General features: G+C 57.5%; 16 protein-coding genes. 4 read left to right on the forward strand and 12 right to left on the reverse strand.

All coding sequences use genetic code 11. The annotated features are described in order from the left end of the window. Positions 1 to 94: 94 nt before the first annotated feature. The 8 genes from hmeg3_RS17350 to hmeg3_RS17385 all read right to left on the reverse strand — a co-directional run bounded on the left by hmeg3_RS17350 (position 95) and on the right by hmeg3_RS17385 (position 7,624). Positions 95 to 334, reverse strand: coding sequence for a hypothetical protein (locus hmeg3_RS17350; protein WP_094564832.1), 240 nt, complete (start codon positions 332 to 334; stop codon positions 95 to 97). A gap of 179 nt (positions 335 to 513) precedes the next feature. Beyond that, positions 514 to 1,860 carry a TAXI family TRAP transporter solute-binding subunit gene (locus hmeg3_RS17355; RefSeq protein WP_094564833.1) on the reverse strand — a complete coding sequence of 449 codons (1,347 nt, stop codon included), beginning with the start codon at positions 1,858 to 1,860 and terminating at the stop codon, positions 514 to 516. 43 nt (positions 1,861 to 1,903) lie between these two features. Next, complete coding sequence (cynS, locus tag hmeg3_RS17360) at positions 1,904 to 2,347, reverse strand: cyanase (protein WP_094564834.1); 444 nt, start codon at positions 2,345 to 2,347, stop codon at positions 1,904 to 1,906. Between the two features lie 62 nt (positions 2,348 to 2,409). Next, a complete protein-coding gene (locus hmeg3_RS17365) occupies positions 2,410 to 3,270 on the reverse strand; it encodes an ABC transporter ATP-binding protein (RefSeq protein ID WP_094564835.1) in 861 nt (286 codons plus the stop codon). Positions 3,271 to 3,279: 9 nt separating this feature from the next. Then, a complete protein-coding gene (gene ntrB, locus hmeg3_RS17370; protein ID WP_094564836.1) occupies positions 3,280 to 4,164 on the reverse strand; it encodes a nitrate ABC transporter permease in 885 nt (294 codons plus the stop codon). Continuing rightward, a complete protein-coding gene (locus tag hmeg3_RS17375; RefSeq protein WP_094564837.1) occupies positions 4,164 to 5,573 on the reverse strand; it encodes a CmpA/NrtA family ABC transporter substrate-binding protein in 1,410 nt (469 codons plus the stop codon). Before hmeg3_RS17375 ends, ntrB begins: the two co-directional genes overlap by 1 nt. A gap of 168 nt (positions 5,574 to 5,741) precedes the next feature. Further along, the gene (locus hmeg3_RS17380; RefSeq protein ID WP_094564838.1) at positions 5,742 to 6,386 is read right to left on the reverse strand and encodes a response regulator transcription factor; all 645 of its coding nucleotides are present in this window, start codon (positions 6,384 to 6,386) and stop codon (positions 5,742 to 5,744) included. A 50-nt stretch (positions 6,387 to 6,436) separates the two neighbouring features. Next, complete coding sequence (locus hmeg3_RS17385) at positions 6,437 to 7,624, reverse strand: PAS domain S-box protein (RefSeq protein WP_094564839.1); 1,188 nt, start codon at positions 7,622 to 7,624, stop codon at positions 6,437 to 6,439. Positions 7,625 to 7,790: 166 nt separating this feature from the next. On the opposite strand from hmeg3_RS17385, the gene hmeg3_RS17390 reads away from it, so the two are divergent. Then, on the forward strand, positions 7,791 to 8,507 hold the full coding sequence (locus hmeg3_RS17390) for a hypothetical protein (RefSeq protein ID WP_094564840.1): 717 nt from the start codon (positions 7,791 to 7,793) through the stop codon (positions 8,505 to 8,507). A gap of 45 nt (positions 8,508 to 8,552) precedes the next feature. Here the strand turns inward: hmeg3_RS17390 and hmeg3_RS17395 are convergent, their stop codons facing one another. Together hmeg3_RS17395 and hmeg3_RS17400 are read right to left on the reverse strand one after the other, a co-directional pair. Continuing rightward, positions 8,553 to 9,314 (reverse strand): SDR family NAD(P)-dependent oxidoreductase, encoded by a 762-nt coding sequence (locus hmeg3_RS17395; RefSeq protein WP_094564841.1) that lies wholly within the window; start codon positions 9,312 to 9,314, stop codon positions 8,553 to 8,555. A 190-nt stretch (positions 9,315 to 9,504) separates the two neighbouring features. Beyond that, on the reverse strand, positions 9,505 to 10,224 hold the full coding sequence (locus hmeg3_RS17400) for a FadR/GntR family transcriptional regulator (protein ID WP_094564842.1): 720 nt from the start codon (positions 10,222 to 10,224) through the stop codon (positions 9,505 to 9,507). A 337-nt stretch (positions 10,225 to 10,561) separates the two neighbouring features. Between hmeg3_RS17400 and hmeg3_RS17405 the strand changes: the two genes are divergently transcribed. After that, positions 10,562 to 12,037: an MATE family efflux transporter gene (locus tag hmeg3_RS17405; RefSeq protein WP_094564843.1), complete on the forward strand. Its 1,476-nt coding sequence runs from the start codon at positions 10,562 to 10,564 to the stop codon at positions 12,035 to 12,037. 22 nt (positions 12,038 to 12,059) lie between these two features. Here hmeg3_RS17405 and hmeg3_RS17410 read toward each other — a convergent pair whose 3' ends face one another. After that, positions 12,060 to 13,037: an aldo/keto reductase gene (locus hmeg3_RS17410; protein ID WP_198361719.1), complete on the reverse strand. Its 978-nt coding sequence runs from the start codon at positions 13,035 to 13,037 to the stop codon at positions 12,060 to 12,062. Positions 13,038 to 13,218: 181 nt separating this feature from the next. On the opposite strand from hmeg3_RS17410, the gene hmeg3_RS17415 reads away from it, so the two are divergent. After that, positions 13,219 to 14,892, forward strand: coding sequence for a Na+/H+ antiporter (locus tag hmeg3_RS17415; protein WP_094564844.1), 1,674 nt, complete (start codon positions 13,219 to 13,221; stop codon positions 14,890 to 14,892). 78 nt (positions 14,893 to 14,970) lie between these two features. On the opposite strand, the gene acpA is transcribed toward hmeg3_RS17415, so the two are convergent. After that, on the reverse strand, positions 14,971 to 16,599 hold the full coding sequence (acpA, locus tag hmeg3_RS17420) for an acid phosphatase (protein ID WP_094564845.1): 1,629 nt from the start codon (positions 16,597 to 16,599) through the stop codon (positions 14,971 to 14,973). A gap of 152 nt (positions 16,600 to 16,751) precedes the next feature. Here acpA and hmeg3_RS17425 point away from each other — a divergent pair, with 152 nt between their 5' ends. After that, positions 16,752 to 18,032, forward strand: coding sequence for a cytochrome-c peroxidase (locus hmeg3_RS17425; RefSeq protein ID WP_094564846.1), 1,281 nt, complete (start codon positions 16,752 to 16,754; stop codon positions 18,030 to 18,032). Positions 18,033 to 18,045: the final 13 nt, after the last annotated feature.

An 18,045-nucleotide genomic window follows, 5' to 3' on the forward strand; every position in this document is an offset into this window, starting at 1 on the left:
CACCTCTGCTCGCATTTTGATCATGCAAAAGGACATAGAGGGATGAAGCAGACTTATCGGCTTCAGGTGAATCCGTGGAATCAAATGACGGCGCTTAGTTAAGTGAAGCACGCGCCTTCGACAGCACGACCAGCCAGCGGCGGAACAGCAGTACTTCCAGGTGGCCTGGCTCGATACCGGCGCTGCATTCAATCACTGGATTGACGCGATAGCGGCGCACGTACGAGTCGCGGCAGACGAACATTTCACGGCGGCCGAAACGCAGACTGAAAGACGAAGGGGAAGAAGATTCCAGACCAAAGCGAGCGCCTGAAGTGAGATCCAAGTGAGTCATGGCAGTGGTTCCTATCTCTGTTAAAGAGATTCCACTGTATCACAACTACTGTATAAATAAACAGTAGTTTTTAAAGCCGTTGTTTTTCGAACGATTTTTGAAGTTTTTCGATTTTCGTCCGAATGCAGGTCATTCTACCCTGATCCGGACGGAATCCGTCAACTGCCCGTCAAGACCAGTTACGCGCCGCTCTCCAGCCGGCTGCGCACAAAACCGATGTGCTCGCGCAGTACATAAAACTGATCCGCAAAGGCCAGCGGCATCTTCATGCGATTGACCGAGGTCTCAATCTCGTCGAGCTGTTTAAGCATCTGCTCCTGCTCTTCCTTGGTTCCGGTGGTCACGCCGCGCTCCAGCGAGATCAATGCGCCATACCATTTATAGATGCGCGACCGGATGCGCCAGCCATACAGAAGCGGCACCAGTTTGACGCCTGGAATCAGCAGCAGAATAATCGGCAGCAAGATCACCATCGTCCTATCCACCAGGCTCGCCAGCCAGAACGGCAGCGTGCGGTAGAAGAAGCTCTTGCCCGACTTGTAATAGCGGGTGGCATCGTCGCTGATGGGATATTCGTGCGCCAGCGGCGCGGGGAACTCTCCGGCTTTCTGCAACACGCTGGCCTTGCCGTGCACTTCGCGCGCCGCTTCGATCAGCAGGTCGGACAAGGCCGGGTGCAAATCATCACGGGCGATCAGTTCGGCCGTTGGCGCAATCAAGCGGATCGTGTGATCCGGCAGATTGCGGCGGAAATCGAACACACCCGGCGGCAGCGTCAGTTCGTTGAGATAGCTGAAGCGACGCGTATAAGCAGACGCCTGCGAGAAATCCAGCAAACGAATGCCGGATGTGCGCAACAGCTTGCCCATGGTCGCCGGCGCCGCCGACTCGCCCATGAGGAAGGCCACGTCGATCTTGCCCTTGGACAGCGCTTCCGCTGCTTCGTCGCCGCCCATGTCGAGCAACTTCGTCGCGCCACCCGGCTCGATGCCGCTGGCCTTGAGCAAGGTCAGCGCCAGCACGCGCGAGCCGCTGCCTTGCAAACCGATGGCGATGCTCTTGCCGGTCAGCTCGGACAATCGCGACACCACCTTGTCATTGCGATAGAACACCGACACCGGGGAGTACGACACGCTGCCCAGCGACACGAGGTCTTCAATATTGACGCTGTCGGCGATACCACCCTGCACAAAGGCGACATCGACACCGCTGGCGGAATCGACCAGCTTATGCAAATTGTCGAGCGAACCTTCCGACGCCACGATCTTCACCGTCACGCCGTCACGCGCAAGAATCTTCTTGTAACGCTCGGCAACGTTCCAGAAATTGCTGTGCTCCGGCCCGGTAGCGATGGTGATGGTTTTGGGCGGCGCCGGGTGGATCAGCCAGATCGCCAGCCAGACGCCGACGATGATCAGCAAGACCATCGGTCCGAAACTGACAGCCAGGTCACGCCAGGAGATGGCGACGAAACGCGCCCTTATGGCGCTGACGGAGTGTTTACGAGGGGCGGTAGTTTTTTCCATGAAGGCATTCTACCGCCCTCCTTCCTGAGAAGGCGAAAACCGTTTAGTAAGTCTTATAGGGCAGGAACTTGCCGCTCAACATGACATTCACGCGATCGCCGTTAGGATCTGCCTGGCGCTGGATATCCATCTTGAAATCGATCGCGCTCATGATGCCGTCGCCGAATTCTTCGTGGATCAGTTCTTTGATGGTCGAGCCGTAGACGCTGACGATTTCGTACCAGCGATAGATCAGCGGATCGGTCGGCACCGGCGTCGGCAACGAGCCCTTGTACGGCACGATCTGCAGCCACAGGGTTTCTTCGTCGGTCAGACCGAACAATTCCTGCGTGACGGCTGCCTGCTTGGCGGTCAAGGTCATCTGGCCAAGCATGGCGGCGGTTGTCCACTCTTTGCTTTGGCCGATGCTTTCGGCGATCTTGGACCAGGTCATTTTGTTCTTGACCTTGGCTTCGATGATTTTTTGGGTAACGAGATTGCGATCCATGAGCTTCTCCTTGCTGTAAAAATTGAATTGTTGGTAAAAATCAGACGTCTAAATAGTCATTGCTAAGCCACCGCCTGTGCAAGCTTGTCCTCCTCCAGCCCGGGCATCACCACGCGCGTGACCGCATCCTCCACGCCCGCCTCCTGAATGCGGCGCGAGCGATGCACCAGGAAATCGACCAGATGATTGCGGATACGATAGAACTGTGGATCGTGGTGCATGCTTTCACGCGTGCGCGTCTTCGGCATGGTGTTGACCACGACTTCGGCAATGCGCGCGTGCGGGCCGTTGGACATCAGGAAGATCTTGTCGGCCAGCAGAATCGCCTCGTCCACATCGTGCGTGATCATGAACACGGTCTGGTGCGTGGCGCTGCAAATCTTCAGCAGCTCGTCCTGCACCACGCCGCGCGTCAGCGCATCGAGCGCGCCGAAGGGTTCATCCATCAGCAACATCTTCGGCTCGATGGAAAACGCGCGTGCGATACCGACGCGCTGCTTCATGCCACCGGACAGCTCGGACGGTTTCTTGTGTTCCGCGCCTTTGAGACCGACCATCTCGATGAAGCGGCGTGCATGCTGCTCCGCCTTGTCACGCGACCAGTCCGGCCAGCGCGAACGCACCGCGAAGACGACGTTGCTCAGCACGCTGAACCACGGCATCAGCGCATGGCTCTGAAACACGACGCCGCGATCCAGGCTCGGCCCTTTGACTTCGCGCTGATCCATGATGACCACGCCACCCGATGGCGCCTCCAGGCCTGCCAACACGTTCAGGATGGTGGTCTTGCCACAGCCCGAGTGGCCGATGATACAAACGAATTCGCCCTTATCGATGCTGAACGACACCTTGTCGAACACCGGCGGCGCATCGTCGGCATAGCGCTTGTTAAGGTTGTCGACGGTGAGAAATGCTTTTTCCATTGTTCTGCCTTATTCAGTGTAGGTAACCAGCTTTTGCAGACGCGCAAACACCAGATCCAGCACCATGCCCGTCACACCGATCACCAGGATCGCGAAGATAACGCTGGTCAGTGACAGGTTGTTCCATTCATTCCAGACGAAGTAGCCGATACCGGTGCCGCCGACCAGCATCTCGGCCGCCACGATCACCAGCCACGCAATCCCCATGGAAATGCGCATGCCGGTCAGAATGGTCGGCGCCGCTGCCGGCAGGATCACAAGAAAAGCCTTGCGCAGCGGCTTGACCTCCAGCGTCTTGGCGACGTTGAGCCAGTCGCGCCGTACCGACGCCACGCCGAAGGCCGTATTCATCAGCATCGGCCAGACCGAGCAGATAAAGATCACGAAGATCCCCGAGATCGACGAATCCTTGATCGTGTACAAGGCCAGCGGCATCCACGCCAGCGGCGAGATCGGTTTAAGGATCTGGATGAAAGGATTCAGCGCCCTTTGCATCAGCGGCGACATGCCCAGCAAGAAGCCCAGCGGAATCGCCACCAGCGCTGCAATCGCAAACCCCAGCCCGACCCGCGCCAGCGAATAACCGAGCTGGATGCCGATACCCTTGTCGTTGGGACCGTTGTCGTAGAAAGGATTGGCCAGCTCCTTGCGCATGGTCTCGCCCATCTGCGCCAGCCCGGGGAAACCACTGGTCTTGACGGGCGAACTGCTGCTCTTGCCCATCAGCTTGGCGTATTCATCTTCAGCCGAGGACGAGGACGACAAAGCCGAGCCTGCTTCAATACGCGCACTCTCCTTCGGCGCCGTCGCCAGGTGCCACACCAGCAGCAGGCAACCGAAGATCGCCAGCGAAATCAGCGCAGCGCGCCAAGCAAGTTGCGAAGCAGGCTTCATCAGGTGGTCCTCTTGATGGCGAAGCTGTTGACATAGGCGTCGGCCTTGGCAGGGTCGAACTCCTTGCCCATGATCTTGTACTTGCGGTACGCGCCGTCCGGTACCGGCTGGCCGAGTTCCTTCATGTACTTCTTGGCATCGGTCAGCAGCAGCACGCGCTCGGCGATGCCCTTGTAGTCGACATCGCCCTTCACGTAGCCCCAGCGCTTCATCTGGCTCAGGATCCACACTGCCATCGAATCCCACGGCACAGGATCGAAGTCAGCACGGCCCGGCACATTCTTGACGTTGCCAAGACCATCGGCGAAGCGACCGGTCAGCACCTGCTCGACCACGGTCTCCGGCTGATTGAGATACGCTGCCGGCGAAATCACTTTAGCCACCAGCGAACGGTTGACCGGATCGCGCGCCATCGCGGCGGCAGTCAGCACTGCGCGGAACAAGGCGGCAAAGGTATTCGGATTTTGTTTGACGAAATCTTCCGACATACCAAAGGCGCAGCAAGGGTGACCGTCCCAGATTTCCTTCGACAGGATATGAATGAAACCGACTTCGTCATACACCGCGCGCTGGTTGAATGGATCAGGGCCGAGGAAGCCGTCGATGTTGCCGGCGCGCAGATTGGCCACCATTTCCGGCGGCGGCGTGACGCGGATCTGCACGTCACGATCCGGATCGATACCGTTCTCGGCGAGGTAGTAGCGCAGCAGGAAGTTGTGCATCGAATACTCAAACGGCACCGCCAGCTTGAAGCCCTTCCACTGCTTTGGATCGCGCTTGTCCTTGTGCTTCACGTGCAGCGTGATGGCCTGACCGTTAATGTTCTGGATGGTGGCAACACGCATCTGCACCGGATTGCTGCCCACGCCCATCGACATCGCCAGCGGCATCGGCGACAGGAAGTGCGAGGCGTCGTGCTCCTTGTTGATCATCTTGTCGCGGATCAACGCCCAGCCGGCAGTCTTGTTGAGCGAGACGTTGAGGCCCTGCTTCTTATAGAAACCGAGCGGATCGGCCATGATCAGCGGCGCAGCACAGGTAATGGCAATGAAGCCGATCTTGAGATCCTTCTTCTCAATCGCACCGTTCTTTTCCTGCGCCATGGCTTGCAAAGCGCCCAGCGGGAACATGCTGGCGATCGCCGCACGCGCCGTATTGACGCCGACCGCACGCAGGAAGTCACGGCGCTGCGCCGCCTGCGGGAACAACGCGCGCATCACCGACTCTTCCACCACGTCGTTGCTTAGTGCCTCGGCGTCCTGAGAACGTACCTGCGCCTGTGCATCTGCCTTGCGCTGTTGCTCGTCGTCGTGCGCGGTCTGGCTGGCGTGCTTGCCGCAGGAGCAGGTATGGCCTGCGCGCTCGGCGTCGTAGGTATGGAAGATGGTGCTGTCGATTTCTTTTGGCATGGATTCCCCCGGCATGATTAGTTGACGTAACTAAGTGAAGTAACTATCTAAGTAACAACTGCTTTGTTACTTCATCATGTGCAAGGGGCTTGCCAGAGTGCGTTTTGATGTCATCGCCAGACGACGTCTTGTAGTGGAACGACTACAAGACGCTGTCAGAGCGACAACTTAAGCGGGGAGTAGTTGATGCCGCACGGCGTACATCGCGATGCCGACATCATTGCTGGCGCCGGTCTTTTCCAGGATACGGCTGCGGTAGGTGCTGACGGTGTTGGGGCTCAGTGTCAGCTGGTCGGCGATTTCCTTGACGCTGCGCCCGGCGGCGATCAGCTGGAACACCTGGTATTCGCGATGCGACAGCGTCTCGTGCGCAGCGCGCTGGGTACTTGCCGAATGGGCGCTCAGCTCGGCGGCAAGCGTCTCGGCCATATGCGGGCTGACATACACGCCGCCGTCCGCCGCCTTGCGGATCGCCGCCACCAATTGTTCGGTATCGGCGCTCTTGTTCAGATAACCCGCGGCGCCGAGACGATAGCAGCGCGCCGCATATTGCTTCTCCGGATAAGTAGACAGCATCAGCACCGGCAGGCGCGGCATCTCCTGCTTGAGCTGACGCAGCACGTCCAGGCCGTCTTGCAGCGGGATGGCGATGTCCAGCAGCACCAGGTCTATCGCCTCCACGCGCGCCTTGCGCAGCACTTCCGGGCCATCGGCGCACTCCGCCGCCACCTCAATGTCGGGTGTGTCGGCGAGGATCTGCTTGAGACCTTCGCGCACAATGCGGTGGTCATCACAGAGCAGGATACGGATCATTGTTTTCCTTGTTGCTACGATTGTCTTTATTGGTACGGCACGATCATGCCTTACGCATGGCTGTCGTTCCTCAACGGCAAGACCAGGCGCACGCGGGTGCCGCGATTGACGGCAGCATTGCCGCTTTCCGGTGCAGTCACTGCGCCTGTTGCACCAGCAACGGCGTTTTCGATGCTCAATGCGCCAGCAAAGTGCAGCGCGCGCTCACGCATGCCCATCACGCCGTAGGATTTGGGATTCGCCAGTGCCGCTGCCGGCACGCCGATGCCGTTGTCTTCCACTTCCATCAGCAGCTCATCCGGTGTCAGGCGCACCACGATCTTTGCTTCTGTTGCTTGCGAATGTTGTGCCACGTTGCTCAGCATTTCCTGAAAGATACGAAACGCCGCCGTCGCCAGCGTCCCTTGCGGCGCAAAAGCCTGTGGCGAAATATCAAACTCCACTTCGCACGGCAACTCGGTCGCTTCGGAGAATTCCTGCACCTGCCACTCCAGCGCCGCAATCAACCCCTGATGATCCAGAATGCTCGGCCGCAAGTCCGTGATGATGCGCCCGACGTTGTCCACCGCGATCTCGATCAGGCGGTTCATGCTCGCACACTTGCGCGCCACCGGTTCGCGGTCGGCAACACGGCTGGCCATCCAGTTGACGTCCAGCTTCAAGGCCACCAGCAAGCTGCCGAGCTCGTCATGGATCTCGCGTGCAATCCGCGTGCGCTCATCCTCCCGCACCGAATGCGCATGCGCCGACAACTCGCGCACCTGCGTCAGCGCCGCCGACAACTCACGCGTGCGCTCCGCGACACGTTGCTCCAGCTCCGCCTTGGCGCGCTGCAACTGTTCTTCCGCCAGACGGCGCTTGGAAATATCACTGAACGTAATCACCGCCCCGCGTACCTCGCCGCCATCGATGATCTGATAGGACGAATATTCGGTCGCAAAATAAGTCCCGTTGGCGCGCCAGAAGACTTCCTGATCAACCCGGCACGACTCCCCCTTGCGGAAGGCCTTCAGGATCGGACACTCCTCTTCCGGATAGTGCTCGCCGTGTTCATGGCTGTGATGCACGAGGTCATGCATGTTCTTGCCCAGCACCTGCTCGACCGGATAACCGAGCATCTCCGCACCGGCGCGATTGATGAAAGTGCAGCGGCCTTCGAGGTCGATGCCGTAGATGCCTTCGCCGGTGGAGTCAAGGAGCAAGGTCAGCTTGTCGCGCAGCAAGGTCGAGCTGTCCATGGCAACAGCAAATGTATTATCGGCAGTAACGAGATTCAAAGGTAAAGACATACAATCTCTATCAAGAAACCAAATGAAAAATTAGACCAGCAAAGCCTATGCCAACTAATATTGCTCGTGACGAATATAGTTTTTTAAGATTGACCTGCGTTTACACGGCGTCTAAATGAACGAAGCTCCATTCACAAAACAACAAAAAGAGCGACTCTATTTTGAGCAGTTTTGGAAAATTCACTCGATTCCTGGTCGAATTGAATATTCAGATAAACCAGATGTCCTAATAATTAATGACGACATAAAGCTTGGAATTGAATTAACCCATTTATACAAAGTTGATGGAGATAAATTCAACAATGAACAAATTCAAAATAGGCTTCGAATCAAAGTAATAGAGAAAGCCGAAGCTCTATATCTCAGACAGGGCGGACGTCGTATCGAACTCTTTATAGATTTTGACCCCAGCCATCCGATTAAGGACGTAAAAAAGCTCGCAAATGAATTGGTAGATATAGCCTTAAAAGTGTCCCACAGCACTCAGGGACATCAGAGCCGTAGTAGTTTTCCGGAAACGCCAGAATTACGCTTCCTATATCACAATGGACAGAGCTATCCTGATAGCAAATGGAAACTGTCACAAGGGCACGACGTGCCTAGATTAGCGATACCACGTGCGAAAGAGCTTATTGCTCAAAAGATTGAAAAGCTGCCGAACTATCAAGTTTGCGACAGATATTGGCTACTGCTAATTATTGATTTTTGGGATCCAGCGCAAGATCAAGAATTAGACGAATGGCCTCTCAGTGAAAAAATAAGCAGAACTCCGTTTGAAAAGATATTTATCTATAAATCACCATTCAATAAAGTCATTGAAATTCCTCAGTAGTATAAAAAAGCCGGCAATCAGCCGGCTTTTTTTCACGCTAAAACATCAAGGCATGTACTGCCCGCCATTCACCTCAATAATCTGCCCCGTCACATACCCCGACAATTGATCCGACGCCAGATACAGGAAAGCACCGCTGCATTCATCCGGCTCGCCGATACGGCCCATCGGAATTGTTTTGCGGAAAGCTTCAAGCTGATCCGGTGTAGTGAAGCGCTCCTGGAACGGTGTCATGATCACGCCCGGCGACACCGCATTGACGCGGATCTTGTCGGCCAATAGTTCTTTGGCCATGCCACGTGTGATAGTGCTGACGAAACCCTTGGACGCTGCATAAACCAATGCGCCAGGTCCGCCGCCATGGCGGGCTGCGACCGAGGTCACGTTGATGATGTTGCCGCCGCCCTGCTTGCGCATGACCGGGATCACGGCACGGGTGAAAGCGACCACCGAGCGGGCGTTGATCTGCACCACTTCGTCGAACAATTCGTCAGTAATCTTTTCCAGTGCTTCGCGCTTGACCAGGCTGCCGGCGTTGTTGATCAGGACGTCGATGCGGCCCAGTTGTTCGACGGCGCTGGCAACGGCCTTGTCGACGGCCTTGCTGTCGCGCACGTTGGCACCGATGGTGATCGCCTTGCTACCGCCCTTGCGGATGTCGGCTGCAACGGCTTCTGCTTCTGCTGCCGAGCTGTTGTAATGAACAACGACGTGTGCGCCCTGAGCGCCGAAGGCGCGTGCTGCTGCCGCGCCGATACCGGTGCTGGCGCCGCTGATGAAGACGACTTTACCTGCGAGATCTTGCATTGCTTTTCTCCTGAAAATAATCGAAAGGCGTAGTCCCACGCTTGCATCCAAGGTGAGCCACGTTCCGGCTCGTTTCAATCTTTTGTATTTTTGACGGCCGGACTATTTTTCTTCTGAGCAAATCGATGTCAATTGTGGCGCAATTTCAAGATGTCTGCGCCGACGCAGTAAAAACTGCCGGCGACTATATTCAGTCGTGAACCGACTCATCCTTGTTTTGCGCTGCGCCGCGGTAGGCATCGCGCACGCGGATCAGGTGCGTACGCATGGCTTCGGAAGCACGTTGCGGATCGCGGGCTTTCAGTGCAACGAGGATATCGCGATGGTCTTGCAGGCTGCGTTCCAGCGTGGCGGGAATACGCGAGGTGATGGTGCGGCTTTTCTTGCCAAGCAAGTAAAGGCTGCCGGCGATGCTTTGCAGGAAAGGATTGTCGCAGGCTTCGATGATGGCTTCGTGGAATTCCACATCGGCGGCGGCAAAGGCGGCCGGGTCGCTGAGCAGACGTTCTTCGTCTTCGACATTGCGGGAGAGGCGATCCAGTTCTTCTTGTGCCATGTGCGTGGCGGCTAATGCGGCGACGCCGGTCTCAATGATCAGGCGCGCATCGAACAAGGCTTCGAGCGTACCGGCGTTGAGGTCGATGATCATTTCCAGCGGTTCGAGCAGTTCGCGCGTTTCCAGCTTGCCCACGAAGGTGCCTTCACCCTGACGGATGCGCAGCAAACCCAGCAAGGCCAGACCGCGGATCGCTTCACGCACGGCCGGACGGCCAACGCCTAGCATGGCAGCGAGTTCGCGCTCGGGAGGAAGCTGCTGACCGGGCTTGAGCAAGCCGCTGCGGATCATGGTGAGCAAGCGCTGCGCGACTTGTTCTGAAATGGATTTTTGTACGATGGGATCGAAGGACATGGAGTCTGCTGGGGTACCTGAGTTTGCTTGAATTTGCCTGCGTCTGCTTGTTATATCACCAGGCCGCGAAAATGCGAGCGACTGGTAAGACCTTTGGGTATGCAGAGAATAGGTGCGGCCCCAAGCCCTGTCAAGCGAGGACTTTCCGCAATGGTCAAACCATTTCATATATCGTCGTTATCATTGAAACAATGCCTGATCAGCGACGCCGTCGTCTCCTTCTCGGCACTATCCTCAGCAACGATGTAGTCCACAACATAGGCATCGATTTACACACCGATACAAACCCGGCGTCCGAATTCGGCTAGCATGGCTTTTTGTGTCCAGACACCACGTCATGCCCGCCAATACCCAGCAGTCCTTCCCTCCCAAATCGTCCCGGCCGGATCTGGTCAACGGCCCCATCGCCAAAACCTTGCTGATGTTTGCCTTGCCGGTACTGGGCAGCAATATCCTGCAATCGCTCAATGCCTCAGTCAATGCCATCTGGGTCGGACACTATCTTGGCGAAGCGGCGCTGACGGCGACGTCCAACGCCAACATCATCCTGTTCTTCCTGCTCGGCGTGGTGTTCGGCATCAGCATGGCGACGACGATTCTGGTTGGGCAATCTATCGGTGGGCGTGACATCAACCGGGCCAAACGCGTGGTTGGCACCGGTGCGACCTTCTTTGCAACGCTGTCGATTCTGGTGGCGGCGGCAGGTTATATTTTTACACCGCATATTCTGGCAATGATGCAGACGCCTGCCGACGCGGCGCCCTATGCGATTGCCTACCTGCGCATCATCTTCATCGCACTGCCGATGATGTATTTCTATAACTTCATGATGATGACCTTGCGCGGTGCAGGTGACTCGCGCACGCCGTTCTATTTCATGCTGTTGTCGGTGGGGCTGGATATCGCGCTCAATCCGCTGCTGATTTTCGGACTCGGCCCTGTACCGGCGATGGGCATTGCCGGTTCGGCGCTGGCAACACTGATCGCGCAATCCGGCAGTTTGCTGCTGATGATCGCTTTCCTGTATCGCCGCAAGCATTTCCTTGCCTTGCATAGCAACGAGCTTAACTATCTCAAGCCGGATCTGACCATCCTGCGCGCGCTGGTGCTCAAAGGTTTGCCGATGGGACTTCAGATGCTGGTGATCTCTTCGTCGGCACTGGTGATGATCAGCCTGGTCAATGGGTATGGCTCGCAGGTAACGGCAGGTTATGGCGTGACGTCGCAGCTGTGGACGTACGTGCAGATGCCGGCGCTGGCGCTGGGTGCGAGCGTGTCGTCCATGGCGGCGCAGAACATTGGCGCGGGCCGCTGGGATCGCGTCTCGCGCATCGCAGGGATCGGTGTCGGCTACAACTTTTTGCTGACGGGCGCGCTGGTGGCCTTGCTGTATCTCTTCGATCATGCAGCGCTGGGACTGTTTCTGCCGCATGAAGGCGAGGCAATGGCGGTCGCTCGTCACATCAACAATATCGTTGCGTGGTCTTTTGTGTTGTTCGGCGTGACGATGGTGCTGTTTGGCGTGGTGCGCTCCACCGGTGCGGTAATGGCACCGCTGGTGACACTGTTCATCGCGATTTGGCTGGTACGTCTGCCGTTTGCAAAATGGTTGATGCCGACGTATGGCGCCGAAGCCATATGGTGGAGTTTTCCGCTCGGCAGCGTGGTGCTGATTGTGCTGGCGATGGCGTATTACCGCTACGGCGGCTGGCGCAAGGCACACATGCTGGCGGCGCAGCCACGTGGGCTGGCGCCGGACACCGGCATGGCGACGCCTGCCATGACCGCCGTGGATGAGAAACCTGCGTCTTAGCCTTAGAGCCTTAGTCTTGGACTTAAGGCGCGCTGGCCTGATCGAGCTGAGCAATCGCGGCACCGTCCAATGACAACTGTGTCGCTTCGATCAGCGCATCCATCTGCGCCAGTGTCGTCGCGCTGGCAATCGGCGCCGTGATGCTGGGCCGCGCAATCAGCCACGCCAATGCGACACTCGCGGGTGTGCTGCGGTAACGTTCGGCCACGGCATCAAGCGCATCAAGAATACGAAGACCGCGCGGATTGAGGTAGCTCTGTGTCTTGCCTCCGCGCGTGCTCTTGCCGAGATCTTTCTCCGAACGGTATTTGCCGCTGAGGAAACCGCTGGCCAGCGAGTAGTAATTGATGACGCCGATTTTCTCCTTGAGGCAGTATTGCTCCAGATTGTTTTCGAAATCGGCACGGGAGTAGAGGTTGTATTCCGGCTGCAGCGTCTGGTAGAGCGGATAGCCATGTTCACGACTGATCTTGCGCGCTTGCTCCAATCGGTCTGCGCCGAAGTTGGAAGCCCCGATCAGACGTACCTTGCCTTGCTGGACCAGTTCGCCGTAGGTGTGCAGGGTTTCTTCCTGCGGCGTGTTCTTGTCATCGGTGTGCGACTGGTAGAGATCGATGTAGTCGGTTTGCAGACGCGTCAGTGAGTCTTCGACCGCACGCTTGATGTAGGCGGGAGACAGGCCGATCTTGCCGTCACCCATGTCCATGCCGACCTTGGTAGCGATGACCAGCTTGTCGCGCCGGCCGCCTTGCTTGATCCATTTACCGATGATGGTTTCGGACTCGCCGCCTTTGTTGCCGTTGGCCCAGCGCGAATACACGTCGGCGGTGTCGACCAGATTGAGGCCGGCGTCGATGAATTTGTCGAGCAGCGAAAACGAAGTCTGTTCGTCGGCGGTCCACCCGAAAACGTTGCCGCCGAATGCCAGCGGTGCGACTTCAATGGAAGAATTACCCAGAGTGCGATGTTGAATTTGCGTCTGTTTGCCGGTAGTAGCCATTACGTCAATCTCCACGTGCTGTAGGGAAACAATCATTCTATGCGCTAACCGTTTTCGCTGCCGGAGGCCGCACGCTTTATACTGACAGCCTCGTCAGGAAGCTTGAGCCACTCCACGACTCTCTTGCGATCCTTTTACGTTCACGCGTTCATCGCCCTACTCTTCTTTCGTTCGTCCTCTGATGGAAATTGTCTTCACCGTTTTAATTCTCCTGCTTGCGGTTGCCGTCTCCGGCGTGACTGCTCGCCTGGCCCCCTTCAAACTGCCGTTGCCGCTGTTCCAGATCGCTCTGGGTGCACTGCTGGCGCTGCCGCTGTTCGGCTTGCGCATCAGCTTCGACCCTGAACTGTTTATGCTGCTGTTCATTCCACCGTTGCTGTTTACTGACGGCTGGCGTATGCCCAAGCGCGAATTCTTCCGGCTGGCGCAACCGATCCTGGCGCTGGCGCTTGGACTGGTGCTGTTTACAGTGGTCGGCGTAGGTTACTTCATCCATTGGATGATTCCAGTGATCTCGCTACCGTCTGCCTTTGCGCTGGCGGCGGTACTATCACCGACCGATGCCGTGGCAGTGGCGTCCATCATCGGCAAAGGCCGTCTGCCGCCCACCATGCAGCACGTGCTGGAAGGCGAAGCCCTGATGAATGACGCCTCCGGTCTGGTGGCGTTCAAGTTCGCGATTATTGCAGTGCTGTCGGGCACCTTCTCACCGCTTGATGCCGGCATCAGCTTTACGCTGATTTCCATCGGTGGTCTTGCGGTCGGTCTGATCGTGGCCTGGGGCTTTGGCCTGGTCCGGCGCAAGATCATCGAATGGAGCGGCGACGAGCCAGGCATCCAGGTCGTGCTGCTGTTGCTGATTCCGTTTACTGCCTACATCTTTGCCGAACACTTCGGCTTGTCCGGTATCTTGTCCGCGGTCGCAGCCGGCATGCTGATGCCGTATATCGAAACCGCCGGCGCCGAATCAGCCGCCACACGCATGCAAAGCCAGAGCATCCTGACCATGCTGGAGTTCGTCTTCAACGGCATGTCCTTCATCTTGCTGGGCTTGCAGTTGCCGGGCATCGTCAGCCTCGCGCATCTGGACGCCAAAGTCGCTGGCAACGTACCGGTGTGGCATTTGTTCGCGTATATCCTGGCGATCACCGTGGCGCTGATTGCGCTGCGCTTCACCTGGGTATGGTTTAACCTGCGTCTGCGCCGCTTCTCAGCCGCCGTGCGTGGCCAACGCGCCAGGCAACGCTACTTCGATGTGCGTCTGATCAGCATCACGTCGCTGGCCGGCGTGCGCGGTGCGATTACGCTGGCGGGCGTGATGTCGATCCCGCTGATGATGCCTAACGGCCATGCCTTTCCGGCACGCGATCTGCTGATTTTTCTGGCAACGGGCGTGATCGTGTGTTCACTGCTGGCCGGAAGCTTTTTATTGCCGTGGCTGCTGAAGGGACTCAAGCTCGACGCCGACAATGAACGCCGCCGCAATGAAGAGACCATGGCGCGTCTGCGGGTCTCGGAAGCGGCAGTGCGCAGCATTGAAGAGGCGCAGGAACGCATGGGTGCGGACATGGATCAGGATGACCTGGCCTTGCTCACCGAAGTCAGCGGCAGCCTGCTGGCGACCTACCGCATGCGCATGGATGCCGAAAGCGGCACGGAAGAAACCCATCGCGTCGCCAATCGGTTCAAGCACTTTGAACGTGAGCTCCGGCTTGAAGCGATCCGCGCCGAACGTCGCGAAGTACATCACTTGCGCGCCGAGCAACAAATCAATGACGAGACTTTCATTGCCCTGATCAATCAGATCGATCTGGCGGAAACCTGGTTGATGGGATCGCTGAGCGCCTCACATTGAATTGGCAGCACCCGCAGTGGCAATAAAAAACGGCGTCATGCACATCGCATGACGCCGTTTTTATTGATCGCTACAAACTCAGTTCGCTTGCGACACCAAAGCGTTACTGAGGTCGCCGATAGGCTTGCCGCCGTTGGCCTGGATCGCCTTGTCGCGCAGCGTAATGCCGTCGAGCACCGGCAAGGACCAGCGGCGTGTAATGAAGCGCAGTACCGAGCTGGTGTCATACAAGCTATTGTCGACGTAGCCCTTCTTCGCATAAGGCGACACGATGATCGCCGGGATACGCGTACCCGGGCCCCACTTGTCAGCCTTCGGCGGTGCGGCGTGATCCCAGAAGCCACCGTTTTCGTCATACGTCACAACGATCAGCATATGTTTCCATTGCGGGCTTTGGCGCAGCTTGTTGACCACGTCAGCGATGTGCGCGTCACCGGAAGCAACATCAGCATAACCCGCGTGCTGGTTCAGGTTGCCTTGCGGCTTGTAGAAAGTCACGGCAGGCAGTTTGCCCGCAGCAGCGTCTTGCAGGAAGCTGCTGTCGAAGTCCTTCAGGTGCTCGGCACGGTAAGCGGCGTTCTTGACCGGATCCATGTTGGCGAAGTAATTGAACGGCTGATGATGGAACTGGAAGTTCGGTGTCGGCGAGGCGAATTTACGATCGGTCTGGGCAGCCTTCGTCGTCGCGTTCCATGCACCGGCGTACCAGGCCCAGCTCACGCCTTTGTCGCTCAGGAGATCGCCGATGTTCTTTTGCGTTTGCGGAGGCAGAGTGGATGCGCTGTTTGGATCGGCATACAGCTTGGCGCTGTCGCCGGCAGGCGATGCGACATTGCTTGGCTGATAAGCCGGTTGCATGGTGTTGATGGCATAAGACATGCCGGCTGCATCAGGTGGCGTCAGAGTGCCGTCGTTGGCGTATTTCTGCGCGCCATCCAGTGTCGACTTCGGCGAAGTCGCAGCCGGTGTCAGGCGTACAAAGTTGCCATTGGCGTCGACGTCGATCTTGGAGATACCACCCTTGGCCGGTGACTTCTCGGCGTTCGGATATTGCGGTGTGCAGGCACAGATCAGGTATTGATGATTCTGGAAGGAACCGCCGAAGGAGCCCATGAAGAAGTTGTCGGCCAGCGTGTATTCTTTTGCCAGTTGCCACATCGCCATCTTGCTGCCGTCGTAGTAACCCATCGACAAACCACCGGCATCGGAATAGGTGGCGAACTTGTCGTTCTTGCCGCCGTTGATCTGCATCTGGTTATTGTAAAAACGGTGCACCAGATCGCGTGTGACCACATTGGCGTCAACCGCAAGTCCATCCTTGCCGTCGATCTGGAACGGCTTGTTTGGCAATCCGGCGGATTGCGCCTGTGTGACGACCCTGCTCTGCCCGGCTGCCGTCACACCACCCCAGGTCGGCGGCAACACCGGTAACACGGCGCCGTCGACATCGACCTGCGGCAAGTAGACGCCACGGGAAGACGGGTTCACACCCGGAATGCCATTGGCACCTGGGAACAGACCATACAAGGTATCGAAGCCGCGGTTTTCGGCGTAGATCACGACGACGGTGTCGATGCTGCGTACGGCCGCATCATCACCGGCGAGATTGGCATTGCCGCCGCAAGCGGCAAGACCGACTGCAACGGCTGCTGCGGTGAGGGACAAACGAAGTGGCTGTCGGAAAGACTGGCTGAATTGGGCAGGCATGGATATTCTCTTTTTATCGGAACGGCAGAGGAGGAAATAGCCGGTATGCTATCCAGCAAATATAACCACAAAATGACACGATGGCGACCCCGCCGCGCCGCATGGTGCGGCCTCTTCACATTTTCGTCATATTGTCCTGCTAACCTGCGCGCATGAAATCCCTGTATCTTGTCGCCGCCGTCACGGCCGCTCTCGCCCTCGCCGCCCTGTATTTCGACAGCCAGTCGCCTGTTGTGGCCGCTGCAGCCGGTTCTGCAAGCGCGCCCGCCTATGCCAACGCCGCTTATGCGCCTCAACCGGGACGACGCCCGAGCGTGGAAGAAATGACCGCGCTGGGCCGCACCATGTTTTTTGACCCTTCATTGTCAGGATCCGGTCAGCAATCCTGCGCAACTTGTCATAGTCCGGATCATGCTTTCGGTCCGCCAAATGATCTGTCGGTGCAGCTTGGCGGTAAGGAGATGAAGACCGTCGGCACGCGCGCGGTGCCGTCGCTGCGTTATGGGCAGAATGTGCCGCCTTTCAGCGAACATTTCCATGACGATGATGGCGACGACAGCATTGATGCCGGCCCGACCGGCGGCCGCACTTGGGACGGCCGCGCCGATTCCGCACACGATCAGGCGCGAATCCCGCTGCTATCGGCGCACGAGATGGCAAACACCGACGCAGCGGATGTGGTCGCCAAACTGAAACGTGCGCCCTATGCCCCGCAGTTCAAGGCGACCTTCGGCGAGACGATTTTTGATAATACCGATCGCGCTTTCCAAGCGGCCTTGATGGCATTGGAAGTGTTCCAGGAAAGCCCTGCCGATTTTTATCCTTACAGCAGCAAGTACGATGCTTATCTGCGCAAGCAGACGACATTGAGTGCGCAAGAATTGCGTGGTCTGGAATTGTTCAATGAGCCGACCAAGGGCAATTGCGCCTCCTGCCATCTGAGCGAGATCCTGCCCAATGGCGCCTTCCCGCAATTCACCGACTACGGACTGATTGCCGTGGGCGTGCCGCGCAACAAGAAGATTCCCGCCAATGCCGATCCGCGCTATTACGACTTTGGCCTGTGCGGCCCCGAGCGTACCGACTTCAAGGACAAGCCGGAGTATTGCGGCCTGTTCAAGACACCCACCTTGCGCAACATTGCGCTGCGCCAGACCTTCTTCCACAATGGCGTCTTTCACACGCTGCAAGAGGTCATGGAATTCTACGTCCAGCGTGACACCAATCCTGAGAAATGGTATCCACGCAATCGCGACGGCAGTGTCCGCAAATTCGACGACCTGCTGCCGGAGCATTTTTCCAATGTGAACATGGAACCGCCATTCGATCGTAAACCGGGTGACAAGCCGGCGCTCAACGATGCGGAGATCAAGGATGTGATTGCATTTTTAAAGACGCTGACGGATGGCTATACGCCTGAGACGAAACAGTGAGAGCGGGACTCTA

It is taken from the genome of Herbaspirillum sp. meg3, assembly GCF_002257565.1.
Classification (GTDB): Bacteria; Pseudomonadota; Gammaproteobacteria; order Burkholderiales; family Burkholderiaceae_D; genus Herbaspirillum.

Excerpts from the sequence above, each read along its gene's own strand:
- hmeg3_RS17425 (WP_094564846.1), top strand. The coding sequence starts at position 16,752 with ATGAAATCCCTGTATCTTGTCGCCGCCGTCACGGCCGCTCTCGCCCTC.
- hmeg3_RS17410 (WP_198361719.1), bottom strand. The coding sequence starts at position 13,037 with ATGGCTACTACCGGCAAACAGACGCAAATTCAACATCGCACTCTGGGT.
- ntrB (WP_094564836.1), bottom strand. The coding sequence starts at position 4,164 with ATGAAGCCTGCTTCGCAACTTGCTTGGCGCGCTGCGCTGATTTCGCTG.
- hmeg3_RS17390 (WP_094564840.1), top strand. The coding sequence starts at position 7,791 with ATGAACGAAGCTCCATTCACAAAACAACAAAAAGAGCGACTCTATTTT.
- hmeg3_RS17350 (WP_094564832.1), bottom strand. The coding sequence starts at position 334 with ATGACTCACTTGGATCTCACTTCAGGCGCTCGCTTTGGTCTGGAATCT.
- hmeg3_RS17395 (WP_094564841.1), bottom strand. The coding sequence starts at position 9,314 with ATGCAAGATCTCGCAGGTAAAGTCGTCTTCATCAGCGGCGCCAGCACC.
- hmeg3_RS17365 (WP_094564835.1), bottom strand. The coding sequence starts at position 3,270 with ATGGAAAAAGCATTTCTCACCGTCGACAACCTTAACAAGCGCTATGCC.
- hmeg3_RS17400 (WP_094564842.1), bottom strand. The coding sequence starts at position 10,224 with ATGTCCTTCGATCCCATCGTACAAAAATCCATTTCAGAACAAGTCGCG.
- hmeg3_RS17355 (WP_094564833.1), bottom strand. The coding sequence starts at position 1,860 with ATGGAAAAAACTACCGCCCCTCGTAAACACTCCGTCAGCGCCATAAGG.
- acpA (WP_094564845.1), bottom strand. The coding sequence starts at position 16,599 with ATGCCTGCCCAATTCAGCCAGTCTTTCCGACAGCCACTTCGTTTGTCC.
- hmeg3_RS17405 (WP_094564843.1), top strand. The coding sequence starts at position 10,562 with ATGCCCGCCAATACCCAGCAGTCCTTCCCTCCCAAATCGTCCCGGCCG.
- hmeg3_RS17375 (WP_094564837.1), bottom strand. The coding sequence starts at position 5,573 with ATGCCAAAAGAAATCGACAGCACCATCTTCCATACCTACGACGCCGAG.
- hmeg3_RS17380 (WP_094564838.1), bottom strand. The coding sequence starts at position 6,386 with ATGATCCGTATCCTGCTCTGTGATGACCACCGCATTGTGCGCGAAGGT.
- hmeg3_RS17385 (WP_094564839.1), bottom strand. The coding sequence starts at position 7,624 with ATGGACAGCTCGACCTTGCTGCGCGACAAGCTGACCTTGCTCCTTGAC.
- cynS (WP_094564834.1), bottom strand. The coding sequence starts at position 2,347 with ATGGATCGCAATCTCGTTACCCAAAAAATCATCGAAGCCAAGGTCAAG.
- hmeg3_RS17415 (WP_094564844.1), top strand. The coding sequence starts at position 13,219 with ATGGAAATTGTCTTCACCGTTTTAATTCTCCTGCTTGCGGTTGCCGTC.